A 19,400-nucleotide genomic window follows, 5' to 3' on the forward strand; every position below is an offset into this window, starting at 1 on the left:
CTTGCCCCGCCATCAGGACGCGACGGCTGCCTGCTCCGCCCGGATCTCGCTGCGCAGCGTATCGAGTTGCACCAGTTCGCCTTCGTGCTCGAAATACCAGAACGTCCAGCCATTGCACGAGGGCGCATTGGTCAGCGTCGCCCCCATCTTGTGGATGGAACCCCGGTGCCGCCCGCTGACCAGCGTGCCATCGGGCGAGACTGTGGCGCGCACGCGCTTCTGGCGGTCCATGAGCACGGTGCCCGCGGGCACCATCCCGCGCTCGACCAGCACGCCAAAGGGCACGCGCGGGCTTTCACGCCGGGCGGGGGTGGTCAGCACGCTGTCGAGCGGCACGGGTTTTTCGCGCCGGGCGCGGCCAATCGCGGCCTCGGCATAATCGGGGTGGCGCTCGATGCCAATAAAGCGGCGGCGCAGCCTGCGCGCCATGGCCGTGGTGGTGCCGGTGCCGGTAAAGGGATCGAGCACCACGTCATCCACATTGGTCGAGGCCACGAGCACGCGATGCAGCAGGCTTTCGGGCTTCTGGGTGGGGTGCAGTTTCAGGCCGTGTTCGTTGCGCAGCCGCTCGCCGCCGGTGCATAGCGGCAGGTACCAGTCCGAGCGCATCTGCACATCATCATTGAGCGCCTTCATGGCCTGGTAGTTGAAGCGGTAGCGGCTGTCCGGCCCGCGCGCCGCCCAGATCAGCGTTTCATGCGCATTGGTGAAGCGCCGCCCACGAAAGTTGGGCATGGGGTTGGACTTGCGCCAGATCACATCGTTCAGGATCCAGAACCCGAGATCCTGCAGGATCGCGCCGATGCGGAAGATGTTGTGATACGAGCCGATGACCCAGATCGTGCCATCCTTGCGCAGCACGCGCCGCGCCTCGGTCAGCCAGGCGCGGGTGAATTCGTCATAGGCCCGCAGGTCGGCGAATTTGTCCCAGTCGTCATCCACGCCATCGACCACGCTGTCATCGGGGCGGCGCAACTCGCCCTTGAGCTGGAGGTTATATGGCGGATCGGCAAACACGCAGTCGATCGAGCCTGCGGGCAGGGTCTGCATCATCTCCACGCAGTCGCCGCGCAGCACCTGGTCAAGGGGCAATTCCATCATTACCGCACCGCTCATGAATTGTTCAGCATGATGGCTGCTCCGCGCTTGAATGTAAGGAAGAAGGACCGGAAGCCTGCATGATGCGGCGCACCGTGCCGAATGCCGCCCGGTGATGGGGGCTGACGCCGTGAGCCATCAGCCCCGCGCGGTGGATGGGGGTGCCATAACCGGCATTGCGCTCCCAGCCATAGGCGGGCCAGCGCTGTGCCAGCCGCTCCATGGCCCGGTCGCGCACGACCTTGGCCACGACCGAAGCCGCGGCAATGGACAGGCTGATCGCATCGCCACCCACGACGCATTGCGCCGGACACCCGAAATCGGGCGCGGCGTTACCATCGACCAGAACGAGTTCAGGCCATTGCGGCAGGCGGCCGACCGCACGCTGCATGGCGATCCATGAGGCGCGCAGGATGTTGTGCTGTTCGATTTCGGCCACGGAGGCCGCCCCCACCCCGATCAGGACATCGGGGGTCTGGTGCAGCGTATCGTAAAGCTGCTGCCGGACCTTTGGCCTGAGCTTTTTTGAGTCATCAAGCGTGTCAGCCAGATGGCCCGGCACGCCCGAGAGGAACATGACCGCCGCCGCCACGACCGGACCGGCCAGCGGGCCGCGACCGACTTCATCGACACCGGCGACCCGTCCCCCATGGGCGTGCTCAAGCGTGTAATCCGGCATCCAGTCCTTCCCGTCATGGTGCGAATCGGGGGTTCAGGCCCGATTCGCATCAGATTCATGTTCTGGAAGGATGGAAACCATTTTTATGCACGGTTGTGCAAGATGCTGTGGACTCATCGAGTCCCTTAAAATGAAAAAAAACGACTCGACCCGTGATCAGCCCTTGCGGCGGGGGATAAAAATCAGTCCCATGATGGTGCCGAGCACCGCCGCGATACCGAGGGAAAACAGCGGGCGTTCGCGCACGAAGGTCACGGCGCGCTCGAGCTTGCCTTCGCCTTCATCATACAGATCGGCAAATTCCTGCCGCGCCATGCCCGAAAGCTGGTCAATCTTGCCCTCGGCCTGCATTCCCACATTGCCCGTAAGGCCACCGGCGGCGTCCTTCAGGCGGCCAACGCCTTCATCAACCATGCCTTCGGCCTTGGTCTCGATGTTTTTTGCCTTGTCTTCCGACATCATTCACACTCCGTAATATCGCTGTTTTGTAGCGTGGACCCATAACGCCACGATGGCGCTTGCAGTTCCGTACCCCTACTATCATGCATGACGATGCCGCCCTTGACGACAGCCCGAACCGAACAGTCCGCGCCCGCCACCCCCATGCCTTCCCTTTCGCCCCGGCGCAAAAGGCTCATGGTGCTGATCGTGTCGAGCCTGATGATGATGGAACAGATCGATGGCACGGCGCTGACCACGGCGCTGCCTGCCATGGCAGCGGACTTCCATGTCGACATTCCCCAGACCAGCATCACGCTTACGGTCTACATGCTGGGGCTTGCGGCCCTGATCCCGGCCTCGGGCCGCATTGCCGAGCGGTTTGGCAACCGCGTCACGCTGCGCTGGGCCATCATCGTGTTCCTTGGCGGCTCGCTGCTTGGCGGGCTTGCGCCCAACCTGCCCGTGCTGGCGCTGGCACGGCTGGTGCAGGGGGTGGGCGGGGCGATGATGGTGCCGGTGGGCCGGCTCGTGATCCTGCAGAACGTGCCCAAGTCGGAGCTGATGTCGGTCATGGGGTGGGTCATGCTCACCGCCACCATCGGCCCCATGGCGGGCCCGGTGCTGGGTGGCGTGCTGACTTCTGCACTGTCATGGCGGTGGATCTTCTACATCAACATCCCGCTCGGGCTGCTGGCCATCGGGCTGATCGGGCGGTTCATTCCGCAGGGGCGCATGCGCCATCCCCCGCCGTTTGACCTCAAAGGCAACGTATGGTGCGCGCTGGCGCTGGCGGGGCTGATCTTCGGGCTGGAACTGCTGACCCATTCCGGCACGACCCGCATCGTGGCCTGTGCCCTGCTTGCCGCGGTGCCGGTGTGCAGCGTGGCGTATATCCGCCATGCCAGCCGGGTTGCCCACCCGCTGCTTGACCTGTCACTGCTGCGGGTGAGCACCTTCCGCATCTCGGTCGTTGCGGGCGCATGCACGCGCATCGCCACCGGGGGCATCATCTTTCTCCTGCCCTCCCTGCTCCAGACCCGCTTTGGCGCGAGCGCCGCGCAGAGCGGCCTGATCACCTTCATCGCCCCGCTGGGCGCGCTGGTCATGCGCTTTGGCGCCCCCGCGCTGTACCGCGCCCGGGGCTACCGTAGCGTCATGTGCGCAAGCAGCCTGGCCCTGCCTTTCGTGTGCCTGCTGCTGGCGCTGTACAACCCCGGCATGGGCATGGCCGTGCTGCTCGCACTGCTGGCCGTGCATGGCATGGGGCAGACTGCGGTCTATACGGGCTACAACACCATCGCCTATGCCGACATGCCGCCTGCGCGCATGGGGGCGGCAACGAGCCTGTATTCAACCGCCCAGCAGGTCATGCTCACGCTGGGCATATGCTTTGCGGCAGGCGTGCTGACCTCCGCGCGGCTGGTGCTCCCGCCATCGCTCCAGATGCACGACTACCGCCTGACCTTTATCCTGTGCGGCCTTGTCGCCACGATCGCGCTGCCCGTGCTGCTGCGGCTTTCGCCCAATGCCGGGGCCGCGGTGAGTGGTCATGACCACACCGCCGCACAAAAGAACCGGTTATGAAACACGGGAAGGTTTTGGCCCTTCCACCCACCGCGCAGGATGTTACATTCCCTAACTTATTCCATTCACGCGCCATGTTAATACTGGGGCACTCCCCGGTTCGACCTTACGCTTTTTTCATAACGGCCCGGTTATTCACACTGGCCCCCATTCGACAGCAAGCAGGCAGAAACCCGACCGCATGGATACAACGCCCCTCCCGCCCCGCGCCAGCGCCACCCCCACGCCCCCGACCGACCGACCGCGCCGTGGGCGGCGCGTGCTCTACCTGGCGGGCGGAGCGCTGGCGGTCGTCCTCGCGGTCGCTTTCCTGCGCCCTCATGCCAGCACCAACAGGAAGCACGCCACAAGCGGCGACCAGCCCGTGGCGGTCACCGCCGTAAGCAGGGGCGACATGCCCGTGGTGCTGACGGAGCTGGGCACGGTGGTGCCCATCACCAACGTCACGGTGCAGTCGCGCATTGATGGCTACCTGATGCAGGTGCTCTTTACCGAAGGGCAGCACGTGCACAAGGGCGACCTGCTGGCCCTGATCGACACCCGCCCCTATGAGGTGCTGCTGGCGCAGTACGAAGGCCAGCTCGCGCAGGACGTGGCCCAGCTCAGGGCCGCCCAGGTGGATAACGCGCGCTACCAGCGCCTGATCCAGCAGAACAGCGTTGCCGCCATGACGGCCAAGGACCAGCAGTACAAGGTCGAGCAGCTCGAGGGCACGGTCAAGGCCGACCAGGCGCTTGTCGATAACGAGAAACTCCAGATCACCTACTGCCATATCATTGCCCCCGTTGACGGGCGCGTGGGCATCCGTGAAGTGGACATGGGCAACTACATCACCGCCGGCCAGACCAATGGCCTCGTGATCCTGACGCAGATGCAGCCGATCTCGGTCATCTTCACCCTGCCCGAAAACGATATCGGCCCCGTGGCCACCCGCCTGCGCGAAGGCACGCCGCTCGAGGTCGATGCCTGGGACAGCGCCAACCTCAACAAGATCGCGACCGGCCAGGCCAGCGTGCTCGACAGCCAGATCGATACCTCGACCGGCACGGTGCGCATGCGCGCGATCTTCCCCAACTCGCAGGAAGAACTGTTCCCCAACCAGTTCGTCAATGCCCGCATGCTGGTCAGCACCGACCATGATGCCCTGCTCGTGCCTACCAATGCCCTGCAAAATGGCCCCAACGGCCAGTTCGTGTACGTCGTCAAGGCAGACAGCACGGTGGAGGTGCGCAACGTCAGGACCGGTCATGCCAACAACACCATGACCGTGGTGACGGACGGCGTGAAGGAAGGCGAACGCGTGGTGACCGATGGCGTGGACCACCTGCGTGATGGCGTGAAGGTCAGCATTCCCCAGGCCACCGACAGCGCCACTGCCCCGCAGAAGGGCAAGGAATAGGGTGCGCGCCCGCCTGCCCGCCTCCTTGCCTGACCTGCCCTGTGCGTTGCCGGAGATTGCCGCGTGAATCCCTCCCGCCTTTTCATACACCGTCCGGTCGCGACCACGCTGCTCATGCTGGCCATCCTGCTGGCGGGGCTGCTGGGCTATCACTTCCTGCCCGTATCGGCCCTGCCGGATGTGGAATACCCCACCATCACGGTGCAGACCTTCTACCCCGGCGCCAGCCCCGATGTGATGGCCACCTCCGTCACCGCCCCGCTTGAAACGCAGCTCGGCGAAATGTCGGGGCTGGAGCAGATGACATCGCGCTCATCGGGTGGCTCATCGGTCATTACCCTGCGCTTTGGCCTGACCATGACCATGGACATTGCCGAGCAGGAAGTGCAGGCCGCGATCAACCAGGCCAATTCCCTGCTGCCCACCGACCTGCCCGCGCCGCCGGTCTATGCCAAGGTCAACCCCGCCGATACGCCGGTCGTGACCCTTGGCATCTCGTCGAAGACCATGCCGCTGACGGAGGTGGAGGATTACGTTGATACCCGCCTGGCCGAGAAGATCAGCCAGATCTCGGGCGTGGGGCTGGTGACGCTCTCGGGCGGCAACCGCAAGGCGCTGCGGGTGCGCGTGAACATCCCCAAGCTGACCTCGTTCGGCATCGATCTCGATACGCTGCGCACCACCATCGGCAACGTGAACATCAACTCCCCCACCGGCACGTTCGATGGCCCCAAGCGCGCGACCACGCTGCGCATCGATGGCCAGATCACCGGGGTGCAGCAACTGCTTGACCAGGTCATCGCCTACCAGAACAACGGCCCCGTGCGCATCCGCGACGTGGCCAGCGTGGTGATCGGCCCCGAGAACACCGAGCTTGCCGCCTGGGCCAACCGCACGCCAGCCCTGGTCATGAACGTGCAGCGCCAGCCGGGTGCGAACGTGATCGCGGTGGTGGACAACATCAAATACGCCCTGCCCCGCCTGCAGGAATCCCTGCCACCAGGCATCACCATCACGCCGCTCACCGACCGGACCACCACCATCCGCGCCTCGGTGGAGGATGTGGAGTTTGAACTGGGCCTGGCGCTGGTGCTGGTCGTGTGCGTGATCTTCGTGTTCCTGCGCAACGTGCCGGCCACGCTGATCCCCAGCCTGTCGGTGCCGCTGTCACTGGTGGGCACGCTGGCGGTGATGTACCTGTTCGGCTTCTCGCTCGACAACCTCTCGCTCATGTCGCTCACCATCGCCACGGGCTTCGTGGTGGATGACGCCATCGTCATGATCGAGAACATCGCCCGCTACATCGAGATGGGCGATACCCGCATGGAAGCTGCGCTGAAGGGCGCGGGCGAGATCGGGTTCACCATCATCTCGCTCACCGTATCGCTGATCGCGGTGCTGATCCCGCTGCTGTTCATGGGTGACGTGGTGGGCCGCCTGTTCCATGAATTCGCCATGACGCTGGCGGTCACGATCATCCTCTCCGCCGTGGTCTCGCTCACGCTGGTGCCCATGATGTGCGCCCGCCTGCTGCATGAGCACGACACCAAACATGCCGAACCGGCATGGTCGGCCGCCATCGAGCGCTGGACGGTCGCCACGATCGAGGGCTATGGCCGCGCGCTCGATGTGGTGCTGCGCCACCGCAGGCTGACACTGGGCGTGTTTGGCGCAACACTGATGCTGACCGGCGTGCTGGCGGTGATCATTCCCAAGGGGTTCTTCCCCGTGCAGGATACGGGCGTGATCCAGGGCATATCGGTCATGGCGCAATCCACCTCGTTCAGCGCCATGAAGCGCCACCAGCAGGAACTTGCCGACCGCATCCTGCACGATGAGGACGTGGCCAGCCTGTCCTCCTTCGTGGGGGTGGACGGGCAGAACGTCACCCTCAACCAGGGGCGCTTCCTCATCAACCTCAAGCCGGTGGGCAAGCGCTCGGCTACCGCGCAGCAGGTGGCGACCCGGCTGCGGGCGGAGACTGCCGACATACCGGGGGCTGAACTATACGTGCAGCCGGTGCAGGATCTCTCGCTCGATACCTCGGTCGCCGCCACGCAGTACCAGTTCCTGCTCGAGAACCCCGACTACAGCCAGTTCACCACCTGGGTGCCGAAGTTCATCGCCCGCCTGCAGCAGGAAAAAGCGCTGTCCGACGTGACATCGGACCTGCAGGCGGCGGGGCTCGTGGCGCATGTCGATCTCGACCGCACCACCGGCGCGCGCTACTCGATCACGCCACAGACCATCGACAACGTGCTGTATGACAGTTTTGGCCAGCGCCAGATCTCGACCATCTTCACCCAGTCCAACCAGTACCGCGTGATCCTTGAGGCCACGCCGAGCTTCCAGCAGGACATGGGCGCGCTGAGCCAGATCTACCTGCCGGGCATCAGCGGCAATGCGGGCGAGAGCACGTCCGGCCCCACCCGCTCGCCCACCTCCGGGCTGGTGCCGCTCGCCTCCGTCACCACGGTTACGCAGGATACCGCGCCGCTGCTGATCACGCATGTGGGGCAGTTCCCGGCCACCACCGTCTCGTTCAACGTCAGGCCCGGCTATGCGCTGGGGGATGCGACGGATGCGATCGAGCGCGCGGCGAAGGACATCCACCTGCCATCAAGCTTCCAGACATCGTTCCAGGGCACGGCGGCGGCCTTCCGCAGTTCGCTGTCAAACGAAGCGTGGCTGGTGCTGGCGGCGCTGGTTGCGGTCTATATCGTGCTGGGCATCCTGTATGAGAGCTTTGTCCATCCCATCACCATTCTCTCCACCCTGCCCTCGGCTGGCATTGGCGCCCTGCTGGCGCTGTGGCTGACGGGATCGGGGCTGGACGTGATGGGCATCATCGGGCTGGTGCTGCTGATCGGCATTGTCAAGAAAAACGCCATCATGATGATCGACTTCGCGCTTGAGGCCGAGCGGGTGGAGGGCATGACGCCGCTGCACTCCATTCGCCACGCCGCGCTGCTGCGCTTTCGTCCCATCCTCATGACCACGCTGGCGGCCATGCTGGGCGCCGTGCCGATGATGCTGGGCACCGGCACCGGCTCGGAACTGCGCCGCCCGCTGGGCATCGCCATCGTGGGCGGGCTTGCGGTGAGCCAGTTGCTCACGCTCTTCACCACCCCGGTCATCTACCTGCTCATGGACGGGATCAGCCAGAAGCTGGCCCGTCGCTTTGGCACAACGGACCAGGCCAGACCTGATGGTGGCCAGCCCGGTCCGCAGGCTTCTGCATGAACCCGCTTGCCATCTTCGTACGCAGGCCGGTCGCTACCGTATTGCTGACGGTAGCGCTGATCCTCGGCGGCATTATCGGCTATACCACCCTTCCGGTGGCCGACATGCCCAATGTGGACTTTCCGGTCATACAGGTGCAGGCGCAGCAGGCCGGCGGCTCGCCGGAGGAAATTGCAAGCTCGGTGGCCGCCCCGCTCGAGCGGCATCTTGGCGCCATTGCCGACCTGACGGAAATGACCTCGCAGTCATCCGCCAATCAGGCGCGCATCACACTACAGTTCTCGCTTGACCGCGACATCAACGGCGCCGCCCGCGATGTGGAGGCCGCCCTTCAGGCCGCCCATGCCGACCTGCCCTCCTCGCTGCGGCAGAACCCGAGCTACTTCAAGGCCAACCCCAACGGCGCGCCGGTCATGATCCTGGCGCTGACCTCGCGCACGCGCACGCCGCCGCAGCTTTACGACCTGGCCTCGAACGTGCTGCAGCAGCACCTCTCGCAGATTCAGGGCGTGGGCCAGGTCGAGATTGGCGGCAGTTCGCTGCCCGCCGTGCGGGTGGAGATGAACCCGCTGGCGTTGTACAAATTCGGCATCGGGTTTGAAGATATTCGCGCAGCCCTCGCCTCGGCCAACGCGCATACGCCCAAGGGCTTCATCGACCAGGGCGACAGCCGCTTCGTGCTGTCCACCAACGACCAGGCGCATAACGCCCAGGCCTATCGCGACCTGATCGTGGCCTACCATGACAGCCGCCCCGTGCGCCTCGAGGACGTGGCGTACGTGCATGACAGCGTGGAAGACGTGCGCAACGCGGGCTATGTGGATGGCAAGTCCGGCGTGCTGGCCATCATCTTCGCGCAGGCCGGGGCCAACATCATCAACACCAACGACCAGATCCGCGCGCAGTTGCCCATGCTGCGGGCGGCATTGCCTGCCGATGTGGACCTTGGCAACTTCATGGACCGCTCCACCACCATCCGCGCGGCCCTGGCCGATACGCAGTTCACGCTGGTGCTGTCGGTCGTGCTGGTGGTGCTGGTGGTGCTTCTGTTCCTGCGCTCGCCGCGCATCACCATCATTCCCGCCATTGTCGTGCCCACCTCCATCATCACCACCTTCGGCGCGATGAAGCTGATGGGCTATTCGATCGACAACCTCTCGCTCATGGCGCTGACCATTTCCACCGGCTTTGTCGTGGATGACGCCATCGTGGTGGTAGAGAACATCAGCCGCCACATGGAGGCGGGCATGGACCGGCTGCAGGCCACCCTGCTCGGCACGCGCGAGGTGGCGTTCACGGTCCTGTCGATCACGGTGTCGCTGATAGCGGTGTTCCTGCCCATCCTGCTGCTCAGCGGGGTGGCGGGGCGCCTGTTCCATGAATTCGCCATGACGATGTCACTCACCATCGTCATTTCCATGGTGCTCTCGCTCTCGCTCACCCCCATGATGACCTCGCGCCTGCTCAGGCAGTATGAAAAGCCCACCTCGGGCGGCGGCGTGTTCGGGCGCGTTGGCCTGTGGCTGGAAAGCGGGCTGAATGCGGCCCAGCAGGGCTATGCCCACTCGCTGGAATGGGCGATCACGCACCGGCGCATCACCATACTGTCGCTGCCCGTCACCATTGCCATCATGGTTGGCCTGTTCATCAAGATGCCCAAGAGCCTGTTCCCTGAATCGGATACCGGCATGCTGATGGGCCACCTGATGGGCGACCAGTCGATTTCGTTCCAGGCCATGCAGTCGCAGGTGCATACCGTGCAGTCCGCCATCATGGCGGATCGGGACGTGTCGCATGTCATGGGCTTCATGGGCGGGCGCGGCAGTTCCAACCAGGCCAACATGTTCGTAACCCTCAAGGACAAGTCGGAGCGTAACGACACCCCCGCCCAGACCATTGCCCGCATCTCGCGCCGGCTGCGCAACATGGTGGGGGCGACATTCTATGCCTCGGCCCCCGGGCAGCTACGCATTGGCGGGCGGCAGAGCAATGCGGCCTACCAGTATTCGCTGCATTCCGATTCCTCGAAGGATCTGTACAAATGGACGCCGCTGCTGGTCTCGGCACTGCAGAAGCATCATGAGCTGTCCGACATTTCATCGGATGTGCTGCAGGGCGGCTCGGCGCTTGACGTGCAGATCGACCGCGATACCGCGAGCCGCCTCAACATCACGCCCCAGCTTGTATCGAACACGCTGTATGATGCGTATGGCCAGCGTTCGGCCTCGGTCATCTATAACGCGCTGAACCAGTACCGCGTGGTGATGGAGGTCGAGCCCCGCTTCTGGGCGGACCCGACCACGCTCAAGCAGGTCTGGGTCAGTGTCGCGGGCGGCACGGCGGGGGGCGGCACGCAGTCCAACACCATCCGCGTCAAGGCCGATACCGGCAATACCGCCTCGCAGCTCAGTGCCGAATCCTTCCGCAACCAGGTGGCCAACACACTTGCGGGCGGCAACAGCGCCTCGACCGGTTCGGCGGTTTCCACCAGTTCGGAATCCATGGTGCCACTCACGCTGGTCTCGACCCTCAAGCCCACCAAGACCGCGCTCAGCATCAATCATGACGGGCAGACGGTCTCGAGCACGGTCTCGTTCAACCTGAGCAATGGCGTCTCGCTCAGCCAGGCGGTGCAGATCATCAATGAGGAAATGGTGCGCCTGCACATGCCCGACAACATACAGGGCGCGTTCGCGGGCAATGCCGCGCAGTTCCAGAAATCGGTCAATAACGAGCCGCTGCTCATCCTTGCCGCCCTGGCTGCGGTGTACATGGTGCTGGGCATCCTGTATGAAAGCTACGTGCACCCGCTGACCATTCTCTCCACCCTTCCCTCCGCCGGGGTGGGCGCGCTGCTGGCGCTACAGGTGTTCGGGGAGGCGTTCTCGCTGATTGCCATGATCGGGGTGATCCTGCTGATCGGCATCGTGAAGAAGAACGCCATCATGCTGGTCGATTTTGCCATCACCGCCGAGCGTGATGAAGGCCATACCGCGCTCGAGGCCATCCGCACCGCCTGCCTGCTGCGCTTCCGCCCGATCATGATGACCACGTTCGCCGCGGCCCTTGGCGCGCTGCCGCTCATCTTCGGGCATGGCTACGGCTCGGAGTTGCGCCGCCCGCTGGGCATCGCCATCGTGGGGGGGCTACTCGTCAGCCAGGCGCTCACGCTTTATACCACGCCGGTTGTCTATCTCTATCTCGACCATATGGGGGTAGCCTGCCGCAACCTTTTCAACCGGCTGTATGGACGGCTGTCCCGACGCCATCGTCTTTCCCACCAGCAGGATTCCTGAACCGGATGACACGTCCCTCGCCATCCCCCATCCGTGCCAGCCATGTGCCGGGCCGCCGCCTGCGTCTTGCCCTGGCCCTTGTGCCGCTCGCAGCCCTGAGCGGGTGCATGATCGGGCCGAAATACCATCGCCCCGCCGCCATCGTCTCGGCCCACTTCAAGGAATTGCGGCCCGAACCCGGTTGGGAAGCCGCCAACCCCAAGCTTGCGGAACTGCCCAAGCATGACTGGTGGACAATCTATAACGAGCCCGTGCTGAACGGCCTGGAGGCGCAGGTTGCGATCTCGAACCAGAACGTGAAGCAGTACGAGGCCAATTACCGTAACGCGCGCGCCATGATCGACAGCGTGCGCGCCCAGCTGTTCCCCACCATCAGCGGCAGCCTTGGCTTCAACCGCGCGGGACATGGGGCGGGGTCGCTTTCATCTTCGGGCAGCAATTACGCCAACGAGGGCTCGACCTATAACACCTATGATATCGGGCCGAGTGCCAGTTGGGATCTCGACATCTGGGGCAAGATCCGCCGGCAGGTGCAGGAGCAGGTGACGGCGGCGCAGGCGAGTGCGGCCGACCTTGCCAATGCCACGCTGTCCTATCAGGCGCAACTGGCCACGGCCTATTTCAACCTGCGCTACCAGGACAGCCTGACCGACCTTCTGCAACGCTATGTCCGCTTCAATGAACAGGCGTTGCAGATTACCCAGAACCAGTTCGAGGCGGGCACGGCAGACCCCACCGCCGTGCTGCAGGCCCGCACCACGCTGGAGCAGAACCGGGCATCGCTGGTGCAGGCGGGCATCAACCGCGCGCAGTATGAGCACGCCATCGCGGTGCTGGTGGGCAAGCCGCCCGCCGATGTCACGATCGCCCCGGCGGAGCTGTCGCGCACCGTGCCGCCCATTCCGGTCAGCGTGCCAGCCGACCTGCTGCAACGCCGCCCCGACATTGCCGCCGCCGAGCGCACGATGGAGGAATACAACGCCATGATCGGCGCGGACATGGCGGCCTTCTTCCCCGACATCACCATCAATGCCAGCTATTCACAAAGTGGCGGCGACCCGGTGACCTCGCTGATGCAGGCCATGAACCGGGTGTGGTCGCTTGGCGCGTCCGCCACCGAAGTGCTGTTTGAAGGTGGCTCGCGCACGGCGGTCGTGCATGAGGCCAACGCCCAGTATGACAGCGCGGTGGCCACCTACCGCCAGACCGTGCTGACCGCCCTGCAGAACACGGAAGATCAGCTCTCGAACCTGCGCATCCTGGCCGAGCAGAGCCGCCAGCAGCAGAAGGCGCTCGACTTTGCCAACCGCACGGTCGAGGTCTCGCTCAACCAGTACCAGGCCGGAACCGCGATCTATACCACCGTCATCACCAACGAGAACTCGGCCCTGAGCGATGCCGAGACGCTGCTTGGCATCCAGCAGCAGCGCATGGTTGATAGCGTAAGCCTGGTGCAGGCGCTTGGCGGCGGGTGGGATGCCTCACGCCTGCCCACCAAGAACTCGCTGCAGAAGGATAATCCCCTCCTGCCCTCCTTCATCCAGAAGGACACGAACAAATAGGCATGAAAAAACCCCCTGGCCGCATGGCGCAGGGGGTTTTTCGATAAAGCCGGGCCGGTTGCTACCGGAATAATGTATTGGCCGAGAACAGCACCAGCAGCACCACGACCACAAAGCAGAGAATGGCGATGAAGAACAGGATCTTCGCCATTCCGGCCGAAACGGCGGAAATGCCGCTGAAGCCGAACACGCCGGCCACCAGCGAGACAATAAGAAAAAACAGCGCCAGTTTCAGCATGGCTTATTCCCTTGCAAATCAGTCATGCCCCGTTCAACGCGGCAGCACGGCATATGTTGCCTCAGCCGCGCCTGCGGCGCAGGAACACGGTCACGATAAAGCCCAGAAAAGAGGCACCGAGCAGTGCCATGAGCGGGCGGTCGGCGGTCACGTCACGCAGGCTGTCGCAGATCTCGCCCATGCCCTGCTGGGCTGCACCGCCTGCGCCCTGCATGCGGGCTGACAGCGGCATGCCGGAATCACCGACAAAACCATCCAGCCCATCCTGAAGGCGGCCAATGCCTTCCTCGAGATGCGCTTCAAGATTGGGGGGATTTGTCATGTTCTGTCTTCCCTGTGCTTGCCGGGAGCGCAGGCCTGACCGCCCTGCCCCCATGCCTTCATGCCCACCTGCGCCAGGCAGGGTGAGTGCCGAGACTTATCATATCTCCGATGCCTGCCAATAGGCCGCATCCGCGCCGGGGTCGGCTTCACCGGCAATGAGCCGCTTCATCCGCTCGGCCATGGCCTGCACGGCAGCCCCCTCATGCGGGCGTGGCCCCACCATGAAGTCGCCCTTCACGCCCGCCGGGTGGCCGTGCAGGATGATGATCCGGTCAGCGAGCAGCAGGGCCTCGTCAAGGTCATGGGTCACGAACAGCACCGTGCCCTGCCTGCGGGCATGAATGTCGAGCAGTTCGCGTTGCAGGCTGGCGCGCGTAATCGCATCAAGCGCGCCAAAGGGTTCATCCATGAGCAGCAGGTCAGGCTCCACCGTCAGGGCACGTGCAACCCCCACGCGCTGGCGCTGCCCGCCCGAAAGCTGGCGTGGCCAGCGCTGCGCCCTGTCGGCCAGTCCCACCAGTTCAAGGGCGGCCGTGGCGCGGGCATGGCGCTCGGCGCGGTTCAGCCCCAGCCCCTCAAGCCCGAGTTCCACATTGCGCCGCACGCTGCGCCACGGCATGAGCTTGGCATCCTGAAACACCATGGCGGCGGGCCGATGCGCCTGCGCGGGGCGCGACTGCAGGGCCACCTGCCCCTCGCTGGGCTGCACAAGCCCCATGATGACGCGCAGCAGCGTGGACTTGCCCACGCCCGAAGGGCCGAGCAGCGCCACGAATTCGCCTGCCCTGATTTCAAGATCGACATGGCGGAGAATGAAACTGTGCGCGTGATCGTGCGACAGGCCGATATTCTCCAGCCTCACCACGACTTCCCCAGCGCTGGCGGAGCCCGTTTCGCGTATTGCCATCGTGTTCATCCCTGCCAGCCCAGCAGCCTGCGCCGCACCAGCATGAACAGCATGTCGGTCACGGCATAGAGCAGCGCCATGGTCAGCATGTAGACCACCACCAGATCGGTTGCGAGCAGGCTTGACGCCTGCATCATCCGCGCGCCAATGCCCGGCACGCCAAACAGTTCCGCCGCCACGACCGACATCCAGGCCTGCCCGATGCCCGTGCGCAGCCCATCGAGCACGCCGGGGCTTGCAGCAGGCAGCACTACCGTGCGCAACCGCGCCCGGAAGCCGCCATGGCCGAAGGCGGCGGCAACCTCATACAGATCCGGGTCGATGGCACGCACCGCGCCGTAGGCGGCGTAAAAATTGATCCAGAAGACCGAGATGGCGATGATGAACGTGGCCCCCGCCGTGTTCAGCCCGAACCACAATATGGCGAACGGGACCCACGCCAGACCCGGAATGGGGCGCAGCACCCGCACGATGCCCGACAGCAGGCCATCAAGCACCGGCAGCGCCCCACACAGCAGCCCCACCAGCGTGCCCGTGACCGAGCCAGCCACGAGGCCCGTCAGGTAATGGGTCAGGCTGTCGCGGATTGCCTGCACCCATGCCCCGCTACGCACCTCATCCAGCCATGCCGGGCCGAGGCTCGAGGGCGCTGGCAGGAAGCCGGACTGTATCCACCCCCCGCGCACCGCCACTTCCCACACGCCAAACAGCACGACCAGCCCCGCCAGCCCGAGAGCCGGGCGCAGAAGGCGACCGCGGGCCTGACTCATTGCCGGGCCTGCCGGTAGGTTTCAAGATCGAACAGATCGCCCACCGGCTCCGCCTTGCGCAGCAGGCCGCTTTCAACCTCGAAATCCTGCAATTTGCTCACGGCCGCCATAATCCGCTCGGGATCGGACACATAGCCGCCTGCCGAGGCCTTCAGCGCCTCGACAACGATCGCCTTGGGCAGCATGCCGCCGCCAAGCGCCTGCTGCACGTAAGGTGCGACCTGCTCGGGGTCGGTTGCCAGAAGCTGCGTGGCCTTGACGAAAGCGCTGACAAACGCCGTCTTCCACGCAGTCCGGTCGGGTGCGTTTGCATTGACGATGGCCAGCACCGATCCCGGCTGGCCGGGCATGAGGTCATGACCCGAGGCCAGCACCCGTGTTGCAGGCAGGCGATGGCGGATGATGGTCAGGGCCGGTTCACGCAGGATGGCACCATCAACAGCACCCGCCAGAAAGGCCTGCTGGGCGGCATCGATATCAATGCCCACAATATCGGCCACCTGCGCCGGGTCGAGCCCATTGCCCACCTTCAGCCAGTAGCGCAGCAGCGTGTCAGGCACCGAACCGAGCGGCTGGGCGGCAATCTTGGGCTTGTGGCCATCCCTGGCCGCAAAGTCAGCCAGGCGCTGGCGCAGCGCCTCGGGCGTGAGCGTTGCAGGCTGCTCGGGCAGGCCCGTTGCCAGATCCCCGCGCGCGACAACTTCAAGTTCCTCCGTCGCCGCACTGGCCACCACCTTGACATCCGCCCCATGCGCACGCGCCTGCAACAGCGGCAACACGCCCGCCACATAGGCATCAATCTTGCCCGATATCAGCGCCTGTATGGCCTGCGGCCCGGACTGGAAGCGCACAAGCTGCAAATCCATGCCCGCATCATGCCCCCAGTTCGTGCCCTGCATGACAAAAAGCGGTGCCGAACCGATGACAGGAATATAGCCCACCCGCACGGAGGCCGCCTGCGCCGCGCCGCACAGCACCATCACGCTGGCCATGGCATAAAGCCCGCACCGTAACAAATGCCTCCAAACCTTTGCTGCCATGTTCTACGCCCCATCCTGCCGCACGGGTGAAACCCGGCTGGTAAGAGATTTTTTAAAAACACCCGATTGATAAAAAGTGCCGCCCGTTTTCAAACTGGACGACGTTCTTCAAGGCTTTTCAAACAGAACCCAAGTGTATTAATCAATAATATACGTCACTCTGCCTGTATATCTATATAACGATGGAAACGATCAATTAAGCCCGGAGCACAAAAAAAACCCGGCATAAAGCCGGGTTTTCTTGAAGGAACAAGGTTCCTCAGGCTGCCAGGTTTTCTTCCGTGGCGGCCTCGGGGCGCGGACCGCTGTCCTGGCCCTTGGCCGACACATCGCGGTCAACCAGTTCGATCACGGCCATATCGGCCGCATCGCCATGGCGCATGCCCGCACGCAGCACGCGGGTGTAACCACCCGAGCGTGCCTTGTAGCGGTCAGCCACGGCAGCAAACAGCTTGGACACGATCTTGTCGTCACGCAGCTGGGCGAAAGCCTGGCGGCGGGCGTGCAGATCGCCGCGCTTGCCAAGGGTGATCAGCTTTTCCACAACCGGGCGGAGTTCCTTCGCCTTGGGCAGCGTGGTGGTGATCTGTTCGTGCTTGATCAGGGCGACAGCCATGTTGCGAAACATGGCCTGTCGATGGGACGAGGTAACGCCGAGCTTACGGCCGGCAACACCGTGACGCATGATGTAATTTCCTGTTTTATCCGGTTCGGAGGATCAGAACGGCTCGTCGAGCCTCTTGGCCAGATCTTCGATATTTTCCGGCGGCCATGCCGGCACATTCATACCCAGTGAAAGCCCCATGGCGGTTAGGACTTCCTTGATTTCGTTGAGCGACTTGCGACCGAAATTCGGGGTACGCAGCATCTCCTGCTCGGTCTTCTGAACCAGATCACCGATATAGACGATGTTGTCGTTCTTCAGGCAGTTGGCGCTACGGACCGACAGCTCAAGCTCATCAACCTTGCGCAGCAGGTTACGGTTGAACGGCAGGTCATCCTGCGGCTCTTCCGTACGCACCGTGCGCGGCTCATCGAAGTTGATGAACAGCTGGAGCTGATCCTGCAGGATACGCGCGGCCAGGGCCACGGCATCTTCCGGGGTCACGGCGCCGTTGGTTTCCACCGTCAGCAGCAGGCGGTCATAATCGGTGACCTGACCCACGCGGGTCTGCTCAACCTTGTACGACACGCGACGGACCGGCGAGTAGATGGCATCAACCGGGATCAGGCCAATCGGCGCATCTTCCGGGCGGTTTGCCGCTGCCGGAACATAGCCCTTGCCCATGTTCACGGTGAATTCCATCCCGAACTTCACCCCTTCATCAAGGGTGCAGATCACGAGATCGGGGTTCATGACTTCAATGTCATGCCCGGTCTGGATCTGGCCGGCACGCACTTCGCCGGGGCCGGTGGCCGTCAGCACCATGCGCTTGGGGCCTTCGCCATGCATCCGCAGCGCGAGCTGCTTGATGTTCAGCACGATGTCGGTCACGTCTTCACGAACGCCCGCCACCGACGAGAATTCATGCAGCACGCCGTCAATCTGGATTGCCGTAACCGCAGCCCCCTGCAGGGACGACAGCAGAACCCGACGGATCGCGTTGCCCAGCGTCATGCCGAAGCCGCGTTCCAGCGGTTCGGCTACGACAGTAGCAATGCGTGAAGGTTCCGCCCCCGGTTCGACTTCCAGTTTTTCCGGCTTGATCAGGGATTGCCAGTTTTTCTGGAGGACCAAGGTAATGGCCTTTCAAGACTGATCTGCCACCCGAAGGTGGCAGATGGTACCCTTTGGCAGGATACCGGAATGACAATCTTCCCCTGCATGCAGGGGAAATACGACTAAGGCAGACGGCGTATCAGACGCGACGGCGCTTGCGGGGACGGCAGCCGTTATGCGGCACCGGCGTCATGTCACGGATGGCCGTGATCGAGAAACCGACAGCCTGCAGCGCGCGCAGGGCGCTCTCACGCCCCGAACCCGGACCGGAAACCTCGATCTCCAGCGTTTCCATGCCGTGCTCGCGGGCCTTGCGGCCTGCATCTTCAGCAGCAACCTGCGCCGCATACGGCGTGGACTTGCGCGAGCCCTTGAAACCCTGGGCACCAGCGGAAGACCAGGCAATCGCATTGCCCTGCGCATCCGAGATGGTGATCATGGTGTTGTTGAAGGTGGACAGCACATGCGCCACACCGGAGATGATGTTTTTCCGCTCTTTCTTACGAATACGCGGAGCCGCAGCTTTCGCCATAATTTTCTCGATCCTGTCAGTTCAAACGGTGCACGGAACCCGCAGGCTCCATGCACTCATACCAGGCAATCCGCTGATTAGCGGGTCGCCTTCTTCTTGCCCGCAATAGCCACGGCCTTACCCTTGCGGGTACGGGCGTTGGTATGAGTCCGCTGACCATGGACAGGCAGGCCACGACGGTGGCGCAGGCCACGGTAGCAGCCGAGGTCCATCAGGCGCTTGATGTTCATCGCCACTTCACGGCGAAGGTCACCTTCAACGCGGTAATCGCTGTCGATCAGTTCACGGATCTTGCCGATCTCGTCGTCAGACAGTTCGTTGACGCGCCGCTCAGCCGGAATTTCCAGCTTGTCGCAGATCGCCTGGGCCTTGGTGGCCCCGATACCATAGATATAACGAAGGCCAATTGTGACCCGCTTGTTGCTAGGGATGTTCACGCCGGCAATACGTGCCACGCCACTTACTCCTCGTCCGCCCCTGATTCAGGGCACTAACTATCAGGCAGGGCTGCGTCACACCACCCGCCCTGTCTGGCGGGAGCATCGTGAACATACCGGTTACGGACCG

The 19,400-nt window shown here is 63.8% G+C and carries 17 protein-coding genes; 5 read left to right on the plus strand and 12 right to left on the minus strand.

The window, feature by feature from the left end; genetic code table 11:
* Positions 1 to 12: 12 nt before the first annotated feature.
* The 3 genes from GXY01S_RS00245 to GXY01S_RS00255 all read right to left on the minus strand — a co-directional run bounded on the left by GXY01S_RS00245 (position 13) and on the right by GXY01S_RS00255 (position 2,236).
* Positions 13 to 1,116, minus strand: a complete 1,104-nt coding sequence (locus GXY01S_RS00245; protein ID WP_061271341.1) for a site-specific DNA-methyltransferase — start codon at positions 1,114 to 1,116, stop codon at positions 13 to 15.
* A gap of 7 nt (positions 1,117 to 1,123) precedes the next feature.
* Entirely contained in the window at positions 1,124 to 1,777 is a 654-nt protein-coding gene (locus tag GXY01S_RS00250) for a ribonuclease HII (protein ID WP_061271343.1), read from the minus strand.
* Positions 1,778 to 1,933: 156 nt separating this feature from the next.
* Positions 1,934 to 2,236 (minus strand): CsbD family protein, encoded by a 303-nt coding sequence (locus tag GXY01S_RS00255; protein WP_061271497.1) that lies wholly within the window; start codon positions 2,234 to 2,236, stop codon positions 1,934 to 1,936.
* A gap of 177 nt (positions 2,237 to 2,413) precedes the next feature.
* Here GXY01S_RS00255 and GXY01S_RS00260 point away from each other — a divergent pair, with 177 nt between their 5' ends.
* The 5 genes from GXY01S_RS00260 to GXY01S_RS00280 all read left to right on the plus strand — a co-directional run bounded on the left by GXY01S_RS00260 (position 2,414) and on the right by GXY01S_RS00280 (position 13,302).
* Positions 2,414 to 3,802 (plus strand): MFS transporter, encoded by a 1,389-nt coding sequence (locus GXY01S_RS00260; RefSeq protein WP_061271498.1) that lies wholly within the window; start codon positions 2,414 to 2,416, stop codon positions 3,800 to 3,802.
* Positions 3,803 to 3,983: 181 nt separating this feature from the next.
* Positions 3,984 to 5,201: an MdtA/MuxA family multidrug efflux RND transporter periplasmic adaptor subunit gene (locus tag GXY01S_RS00265; protein ID WP_061271346.1), complete on the plus strand. Its 1,218-nt coding sequence runs from the start codon at positions 3,984 to 3,986 to the stop codon at positions 5,199 to 5,201.
* Between the two features lie 63 nt (positions 5,202 to 5,264).
* The gene (locus GXY01S_RS00270) at positions 5,265 to 8,444 is read left to right on the plus strand and encodes an efflux RND transporter permease subunit (protein ID WP_061271348.1); all 3,180 of its coding nucleotides are present in this window, start codon (positions 5,265 to 5,267) and stop codon (positions 8,442 to 8,444) included.
* Positions 8,441 to 11,740 carry an efflux RND transporter permease subunit gene (locus GXY01S_RS00275; protein ID WP_061271350.1) on the plus strand — a complete coding sequence of 1,100 codons (3,300 nt, stop codon included), beginning with the start codon at positions 8,441 to 8,443 and terminating at the stop codon, positions 11,738 to 11,740. Before GXY01S_RS00270 ends, GXY01S_RS00275 begins: the two co-directional genes overlap by 4 nt.
* A gap of 5 nt (positions 11,741 to 11,745) precedes the next feature.
* Entirely contained in the window at positions 11,746 to 13,302 is a 1,557-nt protein-coding gene (locus GXY01S_RS00280; RefSeq protein ID WP_061271352.1) for an efflux transporter outer membrane subunit, read from the plus strand.
* Positions 13,303 to 13,363: 61 nt separating this feature from the next.
* On the opposite strand, the gene GXY01S_RS16875 is transcribed toward GXY01S_RS00280, so the two are convergent.
* The 9 genes from GXY01S_RS16875 to rpsM all read right to left on the minus strand — a co-directional run bounded on the left by GXY01S_RS16875 (position 13,364) and on the right by rpsM (position 19,288).
* Positions 13,364 to 13,540, minus strand: coding sequence for a DUF1328 domain-containing protein (locus GXY01S_RS16875; protein ID WP_082770653.1), 177 nt, complete (start codon positions 13,538 to 13,540; stop codon positions 13,364 to 13,366).
* 61 nt (positions 13,541 to 13,601) lie between these two features.
* A complete protein-coding gene (locus GXY01S_RS00285; protein ID WP_061271353.1) occupies positions 13,602 to 13,862 on the minus strand; it encodes a hypothetical protein in 261 nt (86 codons plus the stop codon).
* Positions 13,863 to 13,961: 99 nt separating this feature from the next.
* Positions 13,962 to 14,771: an ABC transporter ATP-binding protein gene (locus GXY01S_RS00290; RefSeq protein ID WP_061271499.1), complete on the minus strand. Its 810-nt coding sequence runs from the start codon at positions 14,769 to 14,771 to the stop codon at positions 13,962 to 13,964.
* A 5-nt stretch (positions 14,772 to 14,776) separates the two neighbouring features.
* On the minus strand, positions 14,777 to 15,541 hold the full coding sequence (locus GXY01S_RS00295) for an ABC transporter permease (RefSeq protein ID WP_061271355.1): 765 nt from the start codon (positions 15,539 to 15,541) through the stop codon (positions 14,777 to 14,779).
* Positions 15,538 to 16,533 (minus strand): ABC transporter substrate-binding protein, encoded by a 996-nt coding sequence (locus GXY01S_RS00300; protein WP_242501349.1) that lies wholly within the window; start codon positions 16,531 to 16,533, stop codon positions 15,538 to 15,540. The genes GXY01S_RS00295 and GXY01S_RS00300 overlap by 4 nt, the downstream gene beginning before the upstream one ends.
* Positions 16,534 to 16,840: 307 nt before the next feature.
* On the minus strand, positions 16,841 to 17,266 hold the full coding sequence (gene rplQ / locus GXY01S_RS00305; protein WP_061271359.1) for a 50S ribosomal protein L17: 426 nt from the start codon (positions 17,264 to 17,266) through the stop codon (positions 16,841 to 16,843).
* A gap of 33 nt (positions 17,267 to 17,299) precedes the next feature.
* The gene (locus GXY01S_RS00310; protein WP_007399646.1) at positions 17,300 to 18,319 is read right to left on the minus strand and encodes a DNA-directed RNA polymerase subunit alpha; all 1,020 of its coding nucleotides are present in this window, start codon (positions 18,317 to 18,319) and stop codon (positions 17,300 to 17,302) included.
* A gap of 121 nt (positions 18,320 to 18,440) precedes the next feature.
* Positions 18,441 to 18,833 (minus strand): 30S ribosomal protein S11, encoded by a 393-nt coding sequence (rpsK, locus tag GXY01S_RS00315; RefSeq protein WP_003621069.1) that lies wholly within the window; start codon positions 18,831 to 18,833, stop codon positions 18,441 to 18,443.
* Positions 18,834 to 18,910: 77 nt separating this feature from the next.
* Positions 18,911 to 19,288, minus strand: a complete 378-nt coding sequence (rpsM, locus tag GXY01S_RS00320) for a 30S ribosomal protein S13 (protein WP_061271361.1) — start codon at positions 19,286 to 19,288, stop codon at positions 18,911 to 18,913.
* Positions 19,289 to 19,400 lie beyond the last annotated feature (112 nt).

Source organism: Komagataeibacter xylinus NBRC 15237, assembly GCF_001571345.1.
GTDB classification, from domain to species: Bacteria; Pseudomonadota; Alphaproteobacteria; order Acetobacterales; family Acetobacteraceae; genus Komagataeibacter; species Komagataeibacter xylinus.